The following is a 15,490-nucleotide window of genomic DNA, read 5'->3' as shown; positions in this document are numbered from 1 at the left end:
TGTGTCGCAGCAGGGCTGACTGCGACTTCAATCAGTATCGCTCAGTAATATTCGAGACGTTTCTGAGAAGGTTGTAATCCTCTTCCCTCCTGTTCAGTGTCGCGAAGCCCTTATCTCGTCATCCCATGAACTAGCCGATGTAGGAAATGGTTACTGCTTCAATCCAGCCCGTCCCCCGACTCCGGCGCCAGCATCCTCGTCTTCTCCGCCCCATTCGAGTTGTGCTGAACAATCTCGCTCGGCTGCCCCTGTTCATTGAAAAACACCTGTCCGATCCCCGCCGAATTCCACAGCCGTTCCCCGGCCTCGGCATGTTCCGGCGTGTACGGGACGATGCGCATCAGGCGGCGTTTGGTGAACCAGTTCAATGGCGAGCGCGGGGAGTAGAGCCAGCGGTTGAGGCGGTCGAACCATTCCAGCAGCGTTGGCGGGAATTCGTTCTTGATGCCGCTGCTGGTGATCTGCCAGATCCGTGGGCCGGCCTTGCGGTGGCGGATCAGGACTTCGTAGACGAAGGAATAATGCACATCGCCGGACAGCACCACGTAGTTTCCGGGTGTGCGCGAGTGTCGGAAAATGTTCAGGATCACCTGCGCCGCGCCGCGATGGGCCATCCAGTTTTCCGCGTCGACCAGCAGTGGATAACCGCACCAGCTGAACACCTTCTGCACGGTTTCAATCAGCTTCACGCCAAAGATCGGCGCCGGCGACACGATGATCGCCGAAGGGTGATCGAGCAGTTCCTGTTGCAGTTCGCTCAAGGCTTCCCAGTCGAGCAGGCCCGACGGTTGCTTGAGCGCCATCTCGCTGCGCCAGCGCCGGGTGCGCGTGTCGATCACCACCAGTGCCGGACTGCTCGGCAACACAAAATGCCACTGCTGAAAACGCAGCAGCTGATCAATCAGATCATCCTGCACCGGCATGTCCAGATAGCCGTCATCACCGCTGGCGCTCAGTTGCGCGGTCTGTTCCAGCACGTCCTTGAAGGCATCCGGATTGTTGCCCCAGCCCTGACACAACAGATAAGCAATCAGAGCGTTGCCGATAATGCGCTTGGAAAACGGATGGCCGTAGGCGGTTTCCTCCCACTGCGCAGAAAGATTCCAGTCATCGGTGATGTCGTGATCATCGAAAATCATCAGGCTCGGCAGATGCGCCAGTGCCCGCGCGACATTGCCCAGGCCCGCCTTGAAGGCATCGATGCGCGTCTGCTCGAGGTGGTAGCGGTTGCGGCGTTCCGGCGTCAGCGTCGGCGCGCTCGGATTGATCAGCGACCACGGCGTCGGCGACCACACCAGCATGTACATGGCCATGACTTCGGCGAATGTCACCAAGTGATTGTCGGCGCTGCTGCTGGTGAAAATCGGCTTACGCGCGCCACCGAAAAATCGCTCGCGCAAGGTCTCGTTGCTCTCCAGCGCCGGTAACAAATCCGCACGGTGGTAGTAGCTGGCCGGGTGTTCATAGAGCTTGGCGCTGTCGCTGACCACGGCACCGTCAAGGTGCTCATCGAACAGACCCAGGCGCTCGATCAGGGCATGAATCGCCCGCAGCATCGGCCCGGCGACGTCGTCGGCATAGACCTGATCACCGCTCATCATCAGCAACGCCGGACGTCGTTGCGCATCGGTTTCGTCGGCCAGCAATTGATCGACGCAGAGCAAACCATCGGTTGCCGGATGATGCGGCTTGCGGCAGGAGCCGTGGAGCAATTGGTCGATCCGCGAACGCACTACGAGGTTCGCGCAGGTAGCGCCGGGGTAAAGCAGGTGAGGCGCCCACTCAGCCATACCGATGGCGTCATCGATCAGCAGGTCGTAAGCGATAAACGTGTCGCAGGGCAGGGCGCTTTCAAGTTGAACGTCGATCAGATGCACGAACGCATGACGGCCTACGGCAATGACCGTGCATTTCTCTGAGTCGAGCGGAATATCTCCTACACCTTGCAGGCGCAAGGTCAGCGACAGTTCACGCGAGCCCACCAGCCACAGCACCACGCGCGTCGGCTCCAGCCGCCGCAGCAGCGGGCCGGCTAGTACAGGAGGCAGCGAGGTGAGGTCATCGGGAGTTGAAAACATTGAGGGCAAGGTTCAAGGCGCACAGGCCAGCGATGATAGCGCAGCCGGCGCCTTGATCCCTTAAATCAGCCTTAAGAGTCGGCTTTTTGCAGTTTCAGCGCCAGCAAACGCCATTCCCCAGCCGTCGCATTAACCCGTGGCAATTCCTGCACGGAGCAATCGAAACGGTAGGTGACATCGTCGCCATTCATGTTGCGCGCAGTGACGCTGTTGCTGAAGCTGTAGACCTGATCCTTGTAGCGATGACTGACCAGCGCTTTGCTGTCAGCGAAACGCGCCGAAGCGGGATAACGCAGGGTGCTGGTGACAAACGGGCTGCACATGACATACGCGATCATCGACTTGTCGGCCTGTGCGTCGCCGCGCAACTTCTTGTTCAGCGCGGCCAGGGCCATGCGACCCTCGTAGTCGCTTTGATCCAGCACCGTCTGTACCGCCATTGATTTCGGCGCTCGGCTGACGTTATTCGGCAACAGTGCGGAGTCCGGCGGGGAAGGCTTGTCATCCGCTTCGATGGCAGCAAAAACAGGCGCATCTTTCAGCTCGGTGACGGGCGTGACTGCCTCGGCTTCAGGCAACACAGAGGTCGACTCGACGACTGGCGTGTTTTGCGCCTGCGCCTCGTGATCGAACGACGAAGGAAACAGCGAAAAGGTGATCGACAACATCACCAGCCCGACAATGAACCCACCCGCCGCGCCAACGATGTTGCCGTAGAAAATATTCCAGCTGCCGCGGTTCTTCACCACCCAGCGCCACATGAAACCCCAGACAGCGACGAACGCCAGAAAACGCAAAAACTCCATTTGATCCTTTCCTTACCTTTCAACAATCCAAGCGCGACGCGAGACGATCAGCAAGCCCCGACGATGCGCGGCAAGATAGCAAAATAGACGCGCCGTCCGGCTACGGTTGCGGAAAATAATTCGCCGCCAGAAAAATCAACGTGACCATGCCGGCGGCAACGCCACAGACCCCCGCGAGCAGTTGACGTGCAACCGGATGCGCCGGCTGACGACGCTTGGCGATCCACAACCACACACCCGCCAGGACGCCCGCGCTGGTCATGAACACCACCAAGCTGTTGTGCAGTCCCGGCGCTGCCATGGTGGTGCCGAACAGCCCGTCATAAAGCAGTGTGAAGACAATGCCCGCCACCACAGCGCTGCCCGCTCCGGCGAGGTTCGCCAACAACAGATTCCAGTGCCCGCGCTGACGCACCACCCAGAACCACATTGCCGCCATGACCACTAAACACAACACAGCATCCATCGGATTTCTTTCCTTGCCACGAGACAGAGGCGACAACTTGGTCGCCTGTTGAGAGTGGACGGAACGATAGCAAAATAGTAGCGTCGCGCCATGCCTTCTCTGTAATGGACTACCCATGTTTTCCACAACCCGTTTGCTGCAACTGCTCGGCGCTCTCACCCTTGCCGTCTCCATTACCCCAGCCTTCTGCTTCGCAAAAGAACACCCGCAAGCCAGCTGGGATTACTACCTCGCCAATTGCCAGCGCATGCAGGAGACAATCGCCGACGTCCAGAGCGGTCGCGTCTCCGCTGCCTATGCACTAACGTCCGGCCTGCAAGACAGCCTCGCCTCCATGAACGAGCGCCGCCTTAACCTGCTACCGCAACACCTCGACTCCAGCGAGTACGCCCACTGCGAAAACGTCGCGGCCCATGCCGAGGCAACCCTGGCCCAAGGCAAAGCCGAGTTCGCCGCGCAAATGCAACGGGGTGTGGAGGAGGGCCGTATTGCGCACCAGAACTCCCCCGCCTACCAACGCGCCCGTTCCCTCGGCTACAGCGACGTCGGCGACATCTCTTTCCTGAAACTGCACGAAGACACCGACGGCGAAGCCCGCCTGAAAACCATGCTGATCACCGTCGACGAAATCTGCGGCCAATACTTCCGCGCCACGCAATACGTGAAGCCCTATGTGATCTACACCGTGCGACCGTCGGATGGCGGCTGTGGCGAAGTGAAGCGTGTTGCGATAGTTGGCGGAGGGCAACCAGAGAAGGGCGACTACATTGATCCCAACGGCGAATTTCAGTACATGGGCTGGAAAAAGCTGGTGGGCGCTGACGGCTTCCCAACAGATATTCGGGTGCTTAAAGCACGTCGCTGATCAGGAGAGATACCGGCATGGCTGTAGCGCGGCATTCAAAGAATGTCGCGCAGATACCCTTTCAGCGCGAGCAGCGGCTGACCCAACTGCTCCACCGACCGCGCCTGAGCCAACTCCGCCGACAACTTGCCCAACTCCCGCCCCAACGGCTTTTCGACCCCGCCCAAAGCATCCAGCGCCAGATTCAGGCATTCGTTCATCTTGAACTGAATGGCCTCGACATCGCCGCGTTTCACCAGTAGCTCGAAAACATCTTTCTGGTAATCGCCCATGACCATGTCATCGCGCAGGATCGGGCTCAGGCCCTCTTCTTCGTAGGCGAGTTTGAGGGAGAAGAGGGCGACGGTTTCCAGTGAGGTTTCCATGGGGATGTCTGTCAATGAAGTGAAGGGCTTGAGCCCGATGTGCGAAGTACCAGCGGAAGTCTATTTTGCGGGCGCGATTATACGGGCGGTCATCGCATGCGAGGCAACCAGCAATCGGCCATCTAAACTCTCAAGCTCGCGCAGCATTGACATCCACTTTGATACGACGCTTTGATTACAAAAACTGAACATCAGCGGAGCGACCATCATGGAATACGACATGAAACTGATCGACGACGCCGTCCTCGCTCTCCTGGCAGCCTATAGCTCCGACGCCGGCAATGCGTGGAAGGGCTATGACTTCGAGATCATGAACCGCTTGCACGAGCAGGGTTTGATCAGTAATCCGGTGAACCGGAACAAATCGATATGGTTGACGGAGGAAGGGTTGGAGCGGGGGCGGGAGATTGCTGAGCGGATGTTTGCAGTCAAGGAGTAGGGAGGGGCCGCGTCCCATTCTGAAACTTGAGTTGATGGCAAGGTAGAAAACGCCCGCGAAGTACCAACCGCGTTAACCGGAGAAACAGGTAGCGCGGTCTGGTGAACAAGCACTTTTTTGAATGATCGGATGCGGCCGTCCAGGCTGAATTTCGTGATAGGTTTATCTTTCGAAAAGGATTTTTTTGACAGGAGTCATCCATGGCTAACCCAGCCGCTCGTAAAAGCGATCCCTCCAGCTGTCCTGTTCCAGGGCACGGAACGAACCCCATCGCGACAGGTTCGCCTGACGTTTTCTTCGATGGTTTGCCCGCAGCTCGCCAAGGTGATTCATGTACCTGCGGCAGTGCGCTCTCTTCGGGGCTTTCCTCGACAGTTTTCATAAATGGTAAAAATGCTGCCACGATCAATACCGGCGGTACGCACGGCAGCATCGTAATAGGTGGGTCGAGCACAATCATCATTGGCGATACGCACACCCCGTGCGACTTTGTTCCACCCGAACCTCTAATCGGACAAGCCGGATGGATTGGCTTCAGAATTCCTGCCGAGGAAAGTTATGAGGGACTTTCCTGTATCGCCCACTTTGATGATGGTTCATCACTCCTGGGCGTCTTTAACAAGGACAATGCGGTCAAATTCGCAAATCCATCGGGCAAGACGTGCTTGATGCTCAAATTCGAGGAAGAACAGCCTGCAGAAGGCTCGTCTCTTACTGAAAGCCTTTTGAGCAAAATATTGGGATAAGGACCGTCCTATGACCGAACCGTACATTGTGACAGGCAGCTACGTAGTCCAGCGCGAGCACGCCCTTCAGGACTCGCCACTCGACAGGGCTCTGGAGCTGATGGAGGGCACTGCGCTGAGATTTTCACTGGATGCGATCTCTGATGAAAAGATCAGGGCGAGCTATACCAAGAATATCAAGCGTATGTCTCAACAAGTTAGAGACGACGTGAAAGCGGGAAGAATTACGGCGCAAGAAGGTGTGAAGTTTAGTCATGAGATGCGTAACAAAATCATGATGGAGCATCGTAAATTCACGTCAGCGCAAGGATTGGCGATCGCTCAGAGGAAAAAGAAAGACGGGAAAGGACTGAAAACACTATTGGATATCTACTCTGAAAACTTGTTTCAGAAGGGGTATGACAGTCTTTCGGATGTAGAGAAGAACAAAGTTCACTACGCCATCCTGGAATCCTCCGGTCGTGATAATGCGAGGTTCACGGCCGGCACCAAAAAAATGCTGGTCATGGGCAAGCTTGGTGTTCTCGTGACGGCGGCTCTGGCAACCTATCAAATTCTGAATGCTGACAACAAACCCAAAGAAGCTGCTCGCCAAGGCATCATTGTTGGTTCGGGGGCGGTCGGCGGTGTTCTCGCGGGGATGGGCGTTAGCGCACTCTGCGGCCCAGGCGCTCCTATTTGTGCGATAGCAGTTGTCTTGGCAGGAACAATTGCCGGCGGTATTGCAGGCGAAGCAGTGGCAAGTTCATTGGACGAAGAGTTAGAGGAGCTCACAAATTGGGACATCTTCTGACCGAGCCACAACTGACAAAAGTTAGAGCCGCTCTTTCCGAGCCATTCAATGATTTTCCCGTGGAATATGATTATTTGGCGAATAAGGTGAGAGGTGTCGACCCTGAAATCCTTTACTCAATTCTTTATTCAGAGGTCGCGCCGGTGTGCTTTACCAATCTCGTTGCACCTGTGCCTCCGATATGGACGGGTTTCGACCCCGACATACTCAGAGAATCGATTGAGGAAAGGCTGGCAGCTAGAGAGCGAAACTGGTTTCGTCGCCAGTTCGATAAAGTGCTGGTTCGTTGGTTGAAGTACAACTACGCGTACATCTGGGAGGAAATCGAAAGTAGGCTTTGAGCTCGAACTAGCCGGGATCAGGCGATTATGACAGGGCGTTTGGCAAAACCTGCGGCACGTAACCGATCCGGCCAGTTCCCCAGCGTCAGGACATGGAGTCAGAGCAATTACTGCAGGTTCGATTGAGGTTTTTTGATGGGCTTGTTGCCCTAGACGGTTGGGCATTAGGCTAGCCGGTGGCGCGTTGGCCCCGGCGCCGCAAGAGTGAAAAGCTGGTTGCCCTGATTGTTTTGGAAAAAAGACAAAAACAACCCTCCACTTTCCTCCAGACGAAAAAAAAGGCCCTGCTTTCGCAAGACCTTTTTCTCTGTGTTGGTGCCCCGAGGGAGACTCGAACTCCCACTCCTTTCGAAAACGGATTTTGAATCCGCCGCGTCTACCAATTCCGCCATCAGGGCTCAATGGCGGCGAAGTATAGAGAGGTGATTACCGTTGGTCAATCACGTTTCATGGTCAATTTTTGATATTTCCGCTAGACTTTCCGGCCCTGCTAGACGAACCCCATCATGCGCGTTGCTGACTTTACTTTCGAGCTTCCTGATTCGCTGATCGCCCGCCATCCGTTGGCCGAGCGTCGCGGTAGTCGCCTGCTGACCCTTGATGGGCCGAGCGGCGCCTTGGCACACCGTCAATTCACTGATTTGCTTGAGCATTTGCGCCCGGGCGATTTGATGGTGTTCAACAATACCCGGGTGATTCCGGCGCGGCTGTTCGGGCAGAAAGCGTCCGGCGGCAAGCTGGAAATTCTCATCGAGCGCGTGCTCGATGCGCACCGCGTGCTGGCTCATGTGCGCTCCAGCAAGTCGCCGAAGCCGGGTTCGAAGATCCTTATCGACGGCGGTGGCGAAGCCGAGATGCTCGCGCGTCATGATGCGCTGTTCGAGCTGGGTTTTGCCGAGGAAGTGTTGCCGCTGCTCGATCGCGTCGGGCACATGCCATTGCCTCCTTATATAGACCGCCCGGATGAAGGCTCGGATCGCGAGCGTTATCAGACCGTGTACGCCCAGCGTCTGGGTGCGGTCGCTGCGCCGACGGCGGGGCTGCATTTCGATGAGCCGCTGATGCAGGCGATTGCCGCCAAGGGCGTCGAGACTGCGTTCGTGACGTTGCACGTCGGCGCGGGGACGTTTCAGCCGGTGCGTGTCGAGAAGATCGAAGATCACCACATGCACAGCGAGTGGCTGGAAGTCGGCCAGGATGTGGTCGATGCGGTCGCTGCGTGCCGTGCGCGGGGCGGTCGGGTGGTTGCGGTCGGCACCACCAGCGTGCGTTCGCTGGAAAGTGCGGCGCGCGATGGTGTGCTCAAGCCGTTCAGTGGCGACACCGACATCTTTATCTATCCGGGCCGGCCGTTTCATGTGGTCGATGCCCTGGTGACCAATTTCCATTTGCCGGAATCCACGCTGTTGATGCTGGTTTCCGCGTTTGCCGGTTATCCCGAAACCATGGCCGCCTACAAGGCCGCGGTGGAAAACGGCTACCGCTTTTTCAGTTACGGGGATGCGATGTTCATCACCCGCAATCCCGCTCCAACTGCCCCTGAACAGACAGGCCCAGAGGAAACAGAATGAGTCGCGAATGTCGAATGTCCTTTGAGCTGCTGGCCACCGATGGCAAGGCTCGTCGTGGTCGCCTGACCTTTCCCCGTGGCACCGTCGAGACCCCGGCGTTCATGCCGGTCGGCACCTACGGCACGGTCAAGGGCATGCTGCCGCGCGACATCGTCGCCACTGGCGCGGAAATCATTCTGGGCAACACCTTTCACCTGTGGTTGCGTCCCGGCACTCAAGTGATCAAGGAGCACGGCGACCTGCACGATTTCATGCAGTGGAAAGGCCCGATCCTCACCGACTCCGGCGGCTTCCAGGTGTTCAGCCTCGGCGCGATGCGCAAGATCAAGGAGGAGGGCGTGACCTTCGCTTCTCCGGTCGACGGCGCCAAAGTGTTCATGGGCCCGGAAGAGTCGATGCAGGTGCAGCGCGATCTCGGTTCCGACATTGTGATGATCTTCGACGAATGCACGCCGTATCCGGCTGACGAAGACGTCGCGCGCGTATCGATGGAATTGTCGCTGCGCTGGGCGCAGCGTTCGAAGAATGCCCACGGCGACAACACCGCGGCGCTGTTCGGTATCGTCCAGGGCGGCATGCATGAAAACCTGCGCATGCGCTCGCTCGAAGGCCTCGACAAGATCGGCTTCGACGGCCTCGCCATCGGCGGTCTGTCGGTGGGCGAACCGAAGCACGAAATGATCAAGGTGCTGGATTATCTGCCGGGCCAAATGCCCGCTGACAAACCTCGTTACCTTATGGGCGTTGGCAAACCGGAAGATCTGGTTGAGGGTGTGCGCCGCGGGGTGGACATGTTCGATTGCGTGATGCCAACCCGTAATGCCCGCAATGGGCATCTGTTCATCGATACCGGTGTGCTGAAGATCCGTAACGCGTTCCATCGCCATGATGAATCGCCGCTGGATCCGACCTGCGATTGCTACACCTGCCAGAACTTCTCGCGCGCTTATCTGCATCACCTGGACAAGTGCGGCGAAATGCTCGGCAGCATGCTCAATACCATCCATAACTTGCGCCATTATCAGGTGCTCATGGCTGGTTTGCGCGAGGCTATTCAACAGGGTACATTGGCCGCCTTTGTCGATGCCTTCTACGCCAAACGCGGACTTCCCGTTCCGCCTTTGGACTGAGTTTTCTGACCCCAAGATTCAACATTTGCAACTGGAGTGCTAAATGAGCTTTTTTATCTCTAACGCCATGGCTGACGCAGCTGCACCGGCTGCTGCAAGTCCAATGGGCGGCGGCTTCGAGTGGATTTTCCTGGTCGGCTTCCTGGTCATCTTCTACCTGATGATCTGGCGTCCACAGGCCAAGCGCGCCAAAGAGCAGAAGAACCTGCTGAGCAGCCTGCAGAAGGGCGACGAAGTCGTGACCACTGGCGGCATCGCCGGCAAGATCACCAAGGTTGCCGATGACTTCGTGGTTCTGGAAGTTTCCGACACCGTGGAAATGAAGTTCCAGAAAGGCGCCATCGCCGCCACGCTGCCAAAAGGCACGCTGAAAGCGATCTAAGAGCAACAACTTCTACTCAATCGACGGGGCGCGCAAGGCGCCCCGCGTTCATAACGGGCGGCGTGATGCTGAACAAATACCCTCTGTGGAAATACATTCTGATCCTGGCGGTGCTGGCGATCGGTCTGATTTATTCCGCTCCCAATCTTTATCCTGATGACCCGGCGATTCAGATCAGCGGCGCCAGCACGGCTCTGCAGGTTAATGACGCCGATCTGGCTCGCGTCAGCACAGCGCTGAAAGAGTCCGGCATCAACGTCAAGGCGGCCTCGCTGACGGCTGGCGGCAAGGGCGGTCTGATCCGTCTGAGCAAGGCTGAAGATCAGCTGCCGGCCAAGGACGTTGTACGCAAGGCATTGGGTGATGACTACGTCGTCGCGCTGAACCTGGCACAGACCACTCCGCAATGGCTGCGCAACCTCGGTGCGCACCCGATGAAGCTGGGTCTGGACTTGTCCGGTGGTGTGCACTTCCTGCTCGAAGTGGACATGGACAAAGCCCTTGATGCGCGCCTGAAGGTCTACGAAGGCGACGTCAAGAGCCTGCTGCGCAAAGAGAAGCTGCGCTATCGCAGCCTGCCGCAACTGGGCGGTGCCATTCAGTTGGGCTTCAGCGATGAAGATTCCCGCGAACAGGCCCGTGCGCTGATCCGCAAGAATTTCAACGATTTCGACATTGTTCCGGCCGACCTCAACGGTCAACCGGTGCTACGTCTGGCGATGACCCCGGCCAAGCTGGCGGAAATCCGTGAATACTCCATCAAGCAGAACCTGACAACGGTACGTAACCGCGTCAACGAGCTGGGTGTTGCCGAACCGATCGTGCAGCGTCAGGGCGCCAACCGCATCGTGGTTGAGCTGCCGGGCGTGCAGGACACTGCCGAAGCCAAGCGTATTCTCGGCAAGACGGCCAACCTTGAGTTCCGTCTGGCCGCCGAGCCGGGCGCTTCGAAAGCCACTTCCGAATCGTTCGAATTCCGCGAAGGCAACCGTCCGCCTGCGCAGATCGAGCGTGGCCTGATCATCACCGGTGACCAGGTCACCGACGCCAAGGCCGGTTTCGGCGAGCACGGTACGCCTGAAGTGAACATCCGTCTGGATGGTCATGGTGGCGAGCTGATGAGCCGCGCGACCCGTTCCAACGTCGGTCGCAGCATGGCGGTGATCTTCATCGAACAGCGTCCGGTCACCACTTACACCAAGCAAGTGGTTGATGGCGTCGAGAAAGACGTCGCGGTGCAGACGTTCAAGGAAGAGAAGAAGATCATCAGCCTGGCGACCATTCAGTCGCCGCTGGGTGCGCAATTCCGCATCACTGGCCTGAACGGTCAGGGCGAGTCGTCCGAGCTGGCGCTGCTGCTGCGTGCCGGTGGTCTGGCTGCACCGATGTACTTCGCTGAAGAGCGCACAATCGGTCCGAGCCTGGGTGCTGACAACATCACCAAAGGTATCGACGCTTCCCTGTGGGGCATGCTGTTCGTGTCGCTGTTCATCATCGCCATCTACCGCTTCTTCGGCGTCATCGCCACCGTCGCGCTGGCGGTGAACATGGTGCTGCTGCTGGCATTGATGTCGTTGCTGGGTGCCACTCTGACCCTGCCGGGTATCGCCGGTATCGTATTGACCATGGGTATGGCGGTCGACGCCAACGTACTGATCTTCTCGCGGATTCGTGAAGAGATCGCCGCCGGCATGACTGTGCAGCGGGCAATCAACGAAGGCTTCGGCCGGGCATTCACCGCGATTCTCGACGCCAACCTGACCACGTTGCTGGTCGGCGGCATTCTCTTCGCCATGGGCACCGGCCCGGTGAAGGGGTTCGCAGTGACGATGTCCCTCGGGATCTTTACCTCGATGTTCACGGCCATCATGGTGACCCGCGCAATGGTCAACCTGATCTTTGGCGGACGTGACTTCAAGAAGTTGTGGATTTAAGGGGCTGCCATGTTACGTACAATCAACTTCATGGGCGTTCGCAACTTCGCGTTCGGCGTCACATTGCTGCTTACCGTCATTGCCTTGTTCAGTGTCGCCACCAAGGGCATGAACTGGGGCCTGGACTTCACCGGCGGTACGCTCATCGAGCTGACCTACGAGCGTCCGGCCGACGTCACCAAGGTGCGCGAGCAACTGGCGACTTCCGGTTATCACGAAGCCGTGGTGCAGAACTTCGGCGCCACTACTGACTTGCTGGTGCGCATGCCGGGTGAAGACCCGCAGCTGGGCCATCAGGTCGCAGACGCATTGCAGAAAGTCGGCGGTGACAACCCGGCGACGGTCAAGCGTGTCGAGTTCGTCGGCCCGCAGGTCGGTGAAGAACTGCGCGACCAGGGCGGCCTCGGCATGCTGCTGGCGCTCGGCGGCATCCTGATCTACCTGGCGTTCCGCTTTCAGTGGAAGTTTGCGGTCGGCGCGATTGTGTCGCTGATCCACGACGTGATCGTGACCGTGGGTATCCTCTCGTACTTCCAGATCACCTTCGATCTGACAGTACTGGCGGCGGTGCTGGCGATCATCGGTTACTCGCTGAACGACACCATCGTGGTTTTCGACCGGGTACGTGAGAACTTCCGTGTGCTGCGCAAGGCGACGCTGATCGAGAACATCAACATCTCGACCACCCAGACCCTGCTGCGCACCATGGCGACCTCGATCTCCACCCTGCTGGCAATCGCGGCACTGTTGTTCTTCGGCGGCGACAACCTGTTCGGCTTCTCCATCGCGCTGTTCATCGGTGTATTGGCGGGTACCTACTCGTCGATCTACATCGCCAACGTGGTGCTGATCTGGCTGAACCTGACCACCGAGGATCTGATTCCTCCGGCCAACACCGATAAGGAAGTCGACGACCGTCCATAACGGCCAGCGATTTCCCGGCTATCAGCCAACAAAAGGCGCGAGTTGAACTCGCGCCTTTTTTTGTGCTCCAAGGCTGGGAGAAGCGCGGGCGCGTCCCGCATGTGATGGTCAGGAGGTTCATGTGAACAAGTCGTTGCTGGTTGGTGCGGTATTGGGTGCTGTCGGTGTCACAGCCGGGGGTGCTGTTGCCACCTACAGCCTGGTTAAAAGCGGCCCTGAGTATGCGCAAGTATTAGCCGTTGAGCCGGTCAAGACACAGATCAAGACTCCACGTGAAGTATGCAAGGATGTAACGGTGACCCGTCAGGCGCCGGTAAAAGATCAACACCAGATCGCCGGTACCGTGGTCGGCGCGCTGGCCGGTGGTTTGCTGGGTAACCAGATTGGCGGCGGTACCGGCAAGAAGATTGCCACGGTGGCCGGTGCGGTCGGTGGCGGTTATGCGGGCAACAAGGTGCAGGAGGGCATGCAGGAGCGTGACACCTACACCACCACGCAAACTCGCTGCAACACGGTCAATGACATCAGCGACAAGGTCGTCGGTTACGACGTGCGTTACTCGCTTGATGGCAAGGAAGGCAAAGTGCGGATGGATCGCGATCCGGGTAACCAGATTCCGGTCGACAAGGAAGGCAAGCTGATCCTGTCGCAGAATGAGCCAAGTCAGTAAAGCGCTACTGTTGTGAAAAGAAGCACCCTGCGGGGTGCTTTTTTTGTACCCGCAATTCAGGGCTGAACGCGGTTCTCACCTGTGGGAGCGAGCCTGCTCGCGAATGCGGTCCAACAGTTTATATTTCCTTTGTTGACACGCCCATTCGCGAGCAGGCTCGCTCCTACAGGGAAATTGTGGTGTTTGGAATTGCAGGCATAAAAAAAGCACCCCGGAGGGTGCTTTTTTGGTTTCGCGTACAGCTTAGCGCTTCAGCGAGGCCGGCAGGTGCGGCTGGATCGCCGTCAGCACTGCCTTGAAGCATTTGGTGTTGCCGGCAACGATGTGGCCTTTCTCAAGGAAGTCGTGACCACCGGTGAAGTCGCTCACCAGGCCGCCGGCTTCTTGAATCAGCAGGGCGCCTGCAGCCATGTCCCACTCGGACAGGCCCGACTCCCAGAACGCATCGAAACGACCGGCAGCCACGTAAGCTAGGTCCAGGCTCGCCGAACCGGCGCGGCGGATGCCGGCAGTCTGGCCAACCAGGGCGCGGAACATGCCCAGGTAGTTGTCGAGGTTGTCCATCTGATCGTCACGGAACGGGAAGCCAGTGCCGAGCAGGGCGCCGTCGAGGCTGGTGCGACCGCTTACGCGCAGACGACGACCGTTCAGTTGAGCGCCGCGACCACGGCTGGCGGTGAATTCTTCCTGGCGAACCGGGTCCAGAACCACTGCGTGTTCCAGGCGACCACGATATTTGCAGGCAATGCTCACTGCAAAGTGCGGAATGCCACGGAGGAAGTTGGTGGTGCCGTCCAGTGGATCGATGATCCACAGGTACTCTTCGCCTTCGATGCCGGTGCCAGCGTGCAGGCCGGTTTCTTCACCCTGAATCGAGTGATTCGGGTAAGCCTTGCGCAGGGCATCGATGATTTTCTGTTCAGCGGCGCGATCGACCTCGGATACGTAATCCTTGGCGTCTTTTTCGTCGACCTTGATGGTATCCAGGCGCTCGATGGAGCGGAAGATCAGTTCACTGGCGCTGCGGGCGGCGCGCAGCGCGATATTCAGCATGGGCTGCATGGATGTGTCACCTAAGGTTGTTAAAGAAAGCCGCGCATTCTATCAGAACTTTTCTTCAGGTGAAGGACGCTGTTCGCTTTCATAGCTTAACGGTAGGCTGTTCTGTAAGATTTGCCCCCCTTTCCTGTGTCCGAGAGCGCCTCCCTTGCTGCAGAACATTCGTGTCGTCCTGGTCAACACCAGCCACCCCGGCAACATCGGCGGGGCCGCGCGCGCCATGAAAAACATGGGTCTGTCGCGACTGGTGCTGGTCGATCCGCGGGTCTTCCCGCACCACGAGGCCGATGCCCGCGCCTCTGGTGCCGGTGACATCCTTGAAAACGCGCAAGTCGTCGCCACGTTGGAAGATGCTCTGGTCGGCTGCAATCTGGTGCTCGGCACCAGCGCCCGCGACCGGCGTATTCCCTGGCCGCTGCTGGACCCGCGCGAATGCGGCAACAAGGTGGTCGAGGAAGCCGGGCAGGGCGCCGAGATTGCTTTGGTGTTCGGCCGTGAAGACTCCGGCCTGACCAACGAAGAGCTGCAGCGATGTCACTTTCACGTGCACATCCCTTCCGACCCGACGTTCAGTTCGCTGAATCTCGGGGCGGCGGTGCAGGTGTTGAGTTATGAAGTGCGCATGGCCTGGCTGGCCGCACAGGGTCAGCCAAGCAAGGTCGAGAAAGAAGAAGTGGCCTCGGTGAAAAGTGCCGAGCTGGCGACCATGGATGAGCTGGAGCGATTCTATGAGCACCTGGAGCAGACGCTGGTTGCCATCGAATTCCTCGACCCGGAAAAGCCACGGCACTTGATGGCGCGCCTGCGCCGGTTGTACGGACGCAGCTCGGTCAGCCGGGCGGAAATGAACATTTTGCGTGGCATCCTCACGGAAACCCAGAAAGCGGCCCGTGGCGAGCTTCTAAAGCGGAAGGATTGAAT

General features: G+C 58.3%; 17 protein-coding genes and 1 tRNA gene. 12 read left to right on the top strand and 6 right to left on the bottom strand.

Features of this window, described 5'->3' with window-relative positions:
• Positions 1-158: 158 nt before the first annotated feature.
• From KVG87_RS15570 to KVG87_RS15560, 3 genes are all read right to left on the bottom strand, one after another.
• Complete coding sequence (locus KVG87_RS15570) at positions 159-2,078, bottom strand: alkaline phosphatase D family protein (RefSeq protein WP_217851448.1); 1,920 nt, start codon at positions 2,076-2,078, stop codon at positions 159-161.
• Between the two features lie 71 nt (positions 2,079-2,149).
• Complete coding sequence (locus KVG87_RS15565) at positions 2,150-2,884, bottom strand: hypothetical protein (RefSeq protein ID WP_217851446.1); 735 nt, start codon at positions 2,882-2,884, stop codon at positions 2,150-2,152.
• A 100-nt stretch (positions 2,885-2,984) separates the two neighbouring features.
• Positions 2,985-3,350, bottom strand: coding sequence for a hypothetical protein (locus tag KVG87_RS15560; protein WP_041479936.1), 366 nt, complete (start codon positions 3,348-3,350; stop codon positions 2,985-2,987).
• Positions 3,351-3,465: 115 nt separating this feature from the next.
• On the opposite strand from KVG87_RS15560, the gene KVG87_RS15555 reads away from it, so the two are divergent.
• Positions 3,466-4,215 (top strand): hypothetical protein, encoded by a 750-nt coding sequence (locus KVG87_RS15555; protein WP_056790170.1) that lies wholly within the window; start codon positions 3,466-3,468, stop codon positions 4,213-4,215.
• Between the two features lie 35 nt (positions 4,216-4,250).
• Here the strand turns inward: KVG87_RS15555 and KVG87_RS15550 are convergent, their stop codons facing one another.
• Positions 4,251-4,580, bottom strand: a complete 330-nt coding sequence (locus tag KVG87_RS15550) for a hypothetical protein (protein WP_041479934.1) — start codon at positions 4,578-4,580, stop codon at positions 4,251-4,253.
• Positions 4,581-4,800: 220 nt separating this feature from the next.
• On the opposite strand from KVG87_RS15550, the gene KVG87_RS15545 reads away from it, so the two are divergent.
• The 4 genes from KVG87_RS15545 to KVG87_RS15530 all read left to right on the top strand — a co-directional run bounded on the left by KVG87_RS15545 (position 4,801) and on the right by KVG87_RS15530 (position 6,899).
• On the top strand, positions 4,801-5,019 hold the full coding sequence (locus KVG87_RS15545; RefSeq protein WP_225930902.1) for a DUF6429 family protein: 219 nt from the start codon (positions 4,801-4,803) through the stop codon (positions 5,017-5,019).
• A 200-nt stretch (positions 5,020-5,219) separates the two neighbouring features.
• Positions 5,220-5,765, top strand: a complete 546-nt coding sequence (locus tag KVG87_RS15540; protein ID WP_217851444.1) for a PAAR domain-containing protein — start codon at positions 5,220-5,222, stop codon at positions 5,763-5,765.
• Positions 5,766-5,775: 10 nt separating this feature from the next.
• Positions 5,776-6,558, top strand: a complete 783-nt coding sequence (locus KVG87_RS15535; protein ID WP_217851442.1) for a hypothetical protein — start codon at positions 5,776-5,778, stop codon at positions 6,556-6,558.
• Complete coding sequence (locus tag KVG87_RS15530) at positions 6,543-6,899, top strand: DUF7079 family protein (RefSeq protein ID WP_039761423.1); 357 nt, start codon at positions 6,543-6,545, stop codon at positions 6,897-6,899. The genes KVG87_RS15535 and KVG87_RS15530 overlap by 16 nt, the downstream gene beginning before the upstream one ends.
• Positions 6,900-7,212: 313 nt before the next feature.
• Here KVG87_RS15530 and KVG87_RS15525 read toward each other — a convergent pair.
• Positions 7,213-7,297: transfer RNA gene (locus KVG87_RS15525), tRNA-Leu, on the bottom strand.
• A gap of 108 nt (positions 7,298-7,405) precedes the next feature.
• Here KVG87_RS15525 and queA point away from each other — a divergent pair.
• From queA to KVG87_RS15495, 6 genes are all read left to right on the top strand, one after another.
• On the top strand, positions 7,406-8,470 hold the full coding sequence (queA, locus tag KVG87_RS15520) for a tRNA preQ1(34) S-adenosylmethionine ribosyltransferase-isomerase QueA (RefSeq protein WP_123444221.1): 1,065 nt from the start codon (positions 7,406-7,408) through the stop codon (positions 8,468-8,470).
• A 14-nt stretch (positions 8,471-8,484) separates the two neighbouring features.
• Positions 8,485-9,600 (top strand): tRNA guanosine(34) transglycosylase Tgt, encoded by a 1,116-nt coding sequence (tgt, locus tag KVG87_RS15515; RefSeq protein ID WP_160768392.1) that lies wholly within the window; start codon positions 8,485-8,487, stop codon positions 9,598-9,600.
• 43 nt (positions 9,601-9,643) lie between these two features.
• The gene (yajC, locus tag KVG87_RS15510; protein ID WP_016773317.1) at positions 9,644-9,982 is read left to right on the top strand and encodes a preprotein translocase subunit YajC; all 339 of its coding nucleotides are present in this window, start codon (positions 9,644-9,646) and stop codon (positions 9,980-9,982) included.
• A 65-nt stretch (positions 9,983-10,047) separates the two neighbouring features.
• The gene (secD, locus tag KVG87_RS15505; protein ID WP_217851440.1) at positions 10,048-11,916 is read left to right on the top strand and encodes a protein translocase subunit SecD; all 1,869 of its coding nucleotides are present in this window, start codon (positions 10,048-10,050) and stop codon (positions 11,914-11,916) included.
• A 9-nt stretch (positions 11,917-11,925) separates the two neighbouring features.
• On the top strand, positions 11,926-12,840 hold the full coding sequence (secF, locus tag KVG87_RS15500; RefSeq protein WP_110603668.1) for a protein translocase subunit SecF: 915 nt from the start codon (positions 11,926-11,928) through the stop codon (positions 12,838-12,840).
• A 121-nt stretch (positions 12,841-12,961) separates the two neighbouring features.
• The gene (locus KVG87_RS15495) at positions 12,962-13,510 is read left to right on the top strand and encodes a glycine zipper 2TM domain-containing protein (RefSeq protein WP_217851438.1); all 549 of its coding nucleotides are present in this window, start codon (positions 12,962-12,964) and stop codon (positions 13,508-13,510) included.
• A 243-nt stretch (positions 13,511-13,753) separates the two neighbouring features.
• Here KVG87_RS15495 and suhB read toward each other — a convergent pair whose 3' ends face one another.
• Positions 13,754-14,572 (bottom strand): type III secretion system regulator SuhB, encoded by an 819-nt coding sequence (gene suhB, locus KVG87_RS15490; RefSeq protein ID WP_016773320.1) that lies wholly within the window; start codon positions 14,570-14,572, stop codon positions 13,754-13,756.
• Positions 14,573-14,717: 145 nt separating this feature from the next.
• Between suhB and trmJ the strand changes: the two genes are divergently transcribed.
• Complete coding sequence (gene trmJ, locus KVG87_RS15485; RefSeq protein ID WP_041479930.1) at positions 14,718-15,488, top strand: tRNA (cytosine(32)/uridine(32)-2'-O)-methyltransferase TrmJ; 771 nt, start codon at positions 14,718-14,720, stop codon at positions 15,486-15,488.
• The last annotated feature ends 2 nt before the right edge of the window (positions 15,489-15,490 follow it).

It is taken from the genome of Pseudomonas siliginis (assembly GCF_019145195.1).
Classification (GTDB): Bacteria; Pseudomonadota; Gammaproteobacteria; order Pseudomonadales; family Pseudomonadaceae; genus Aquipseudomonas; species Aquipseudomonas siliginis.
This window is presented reverse-complemented; position numbering and strand designations above follow the sequence as displayed.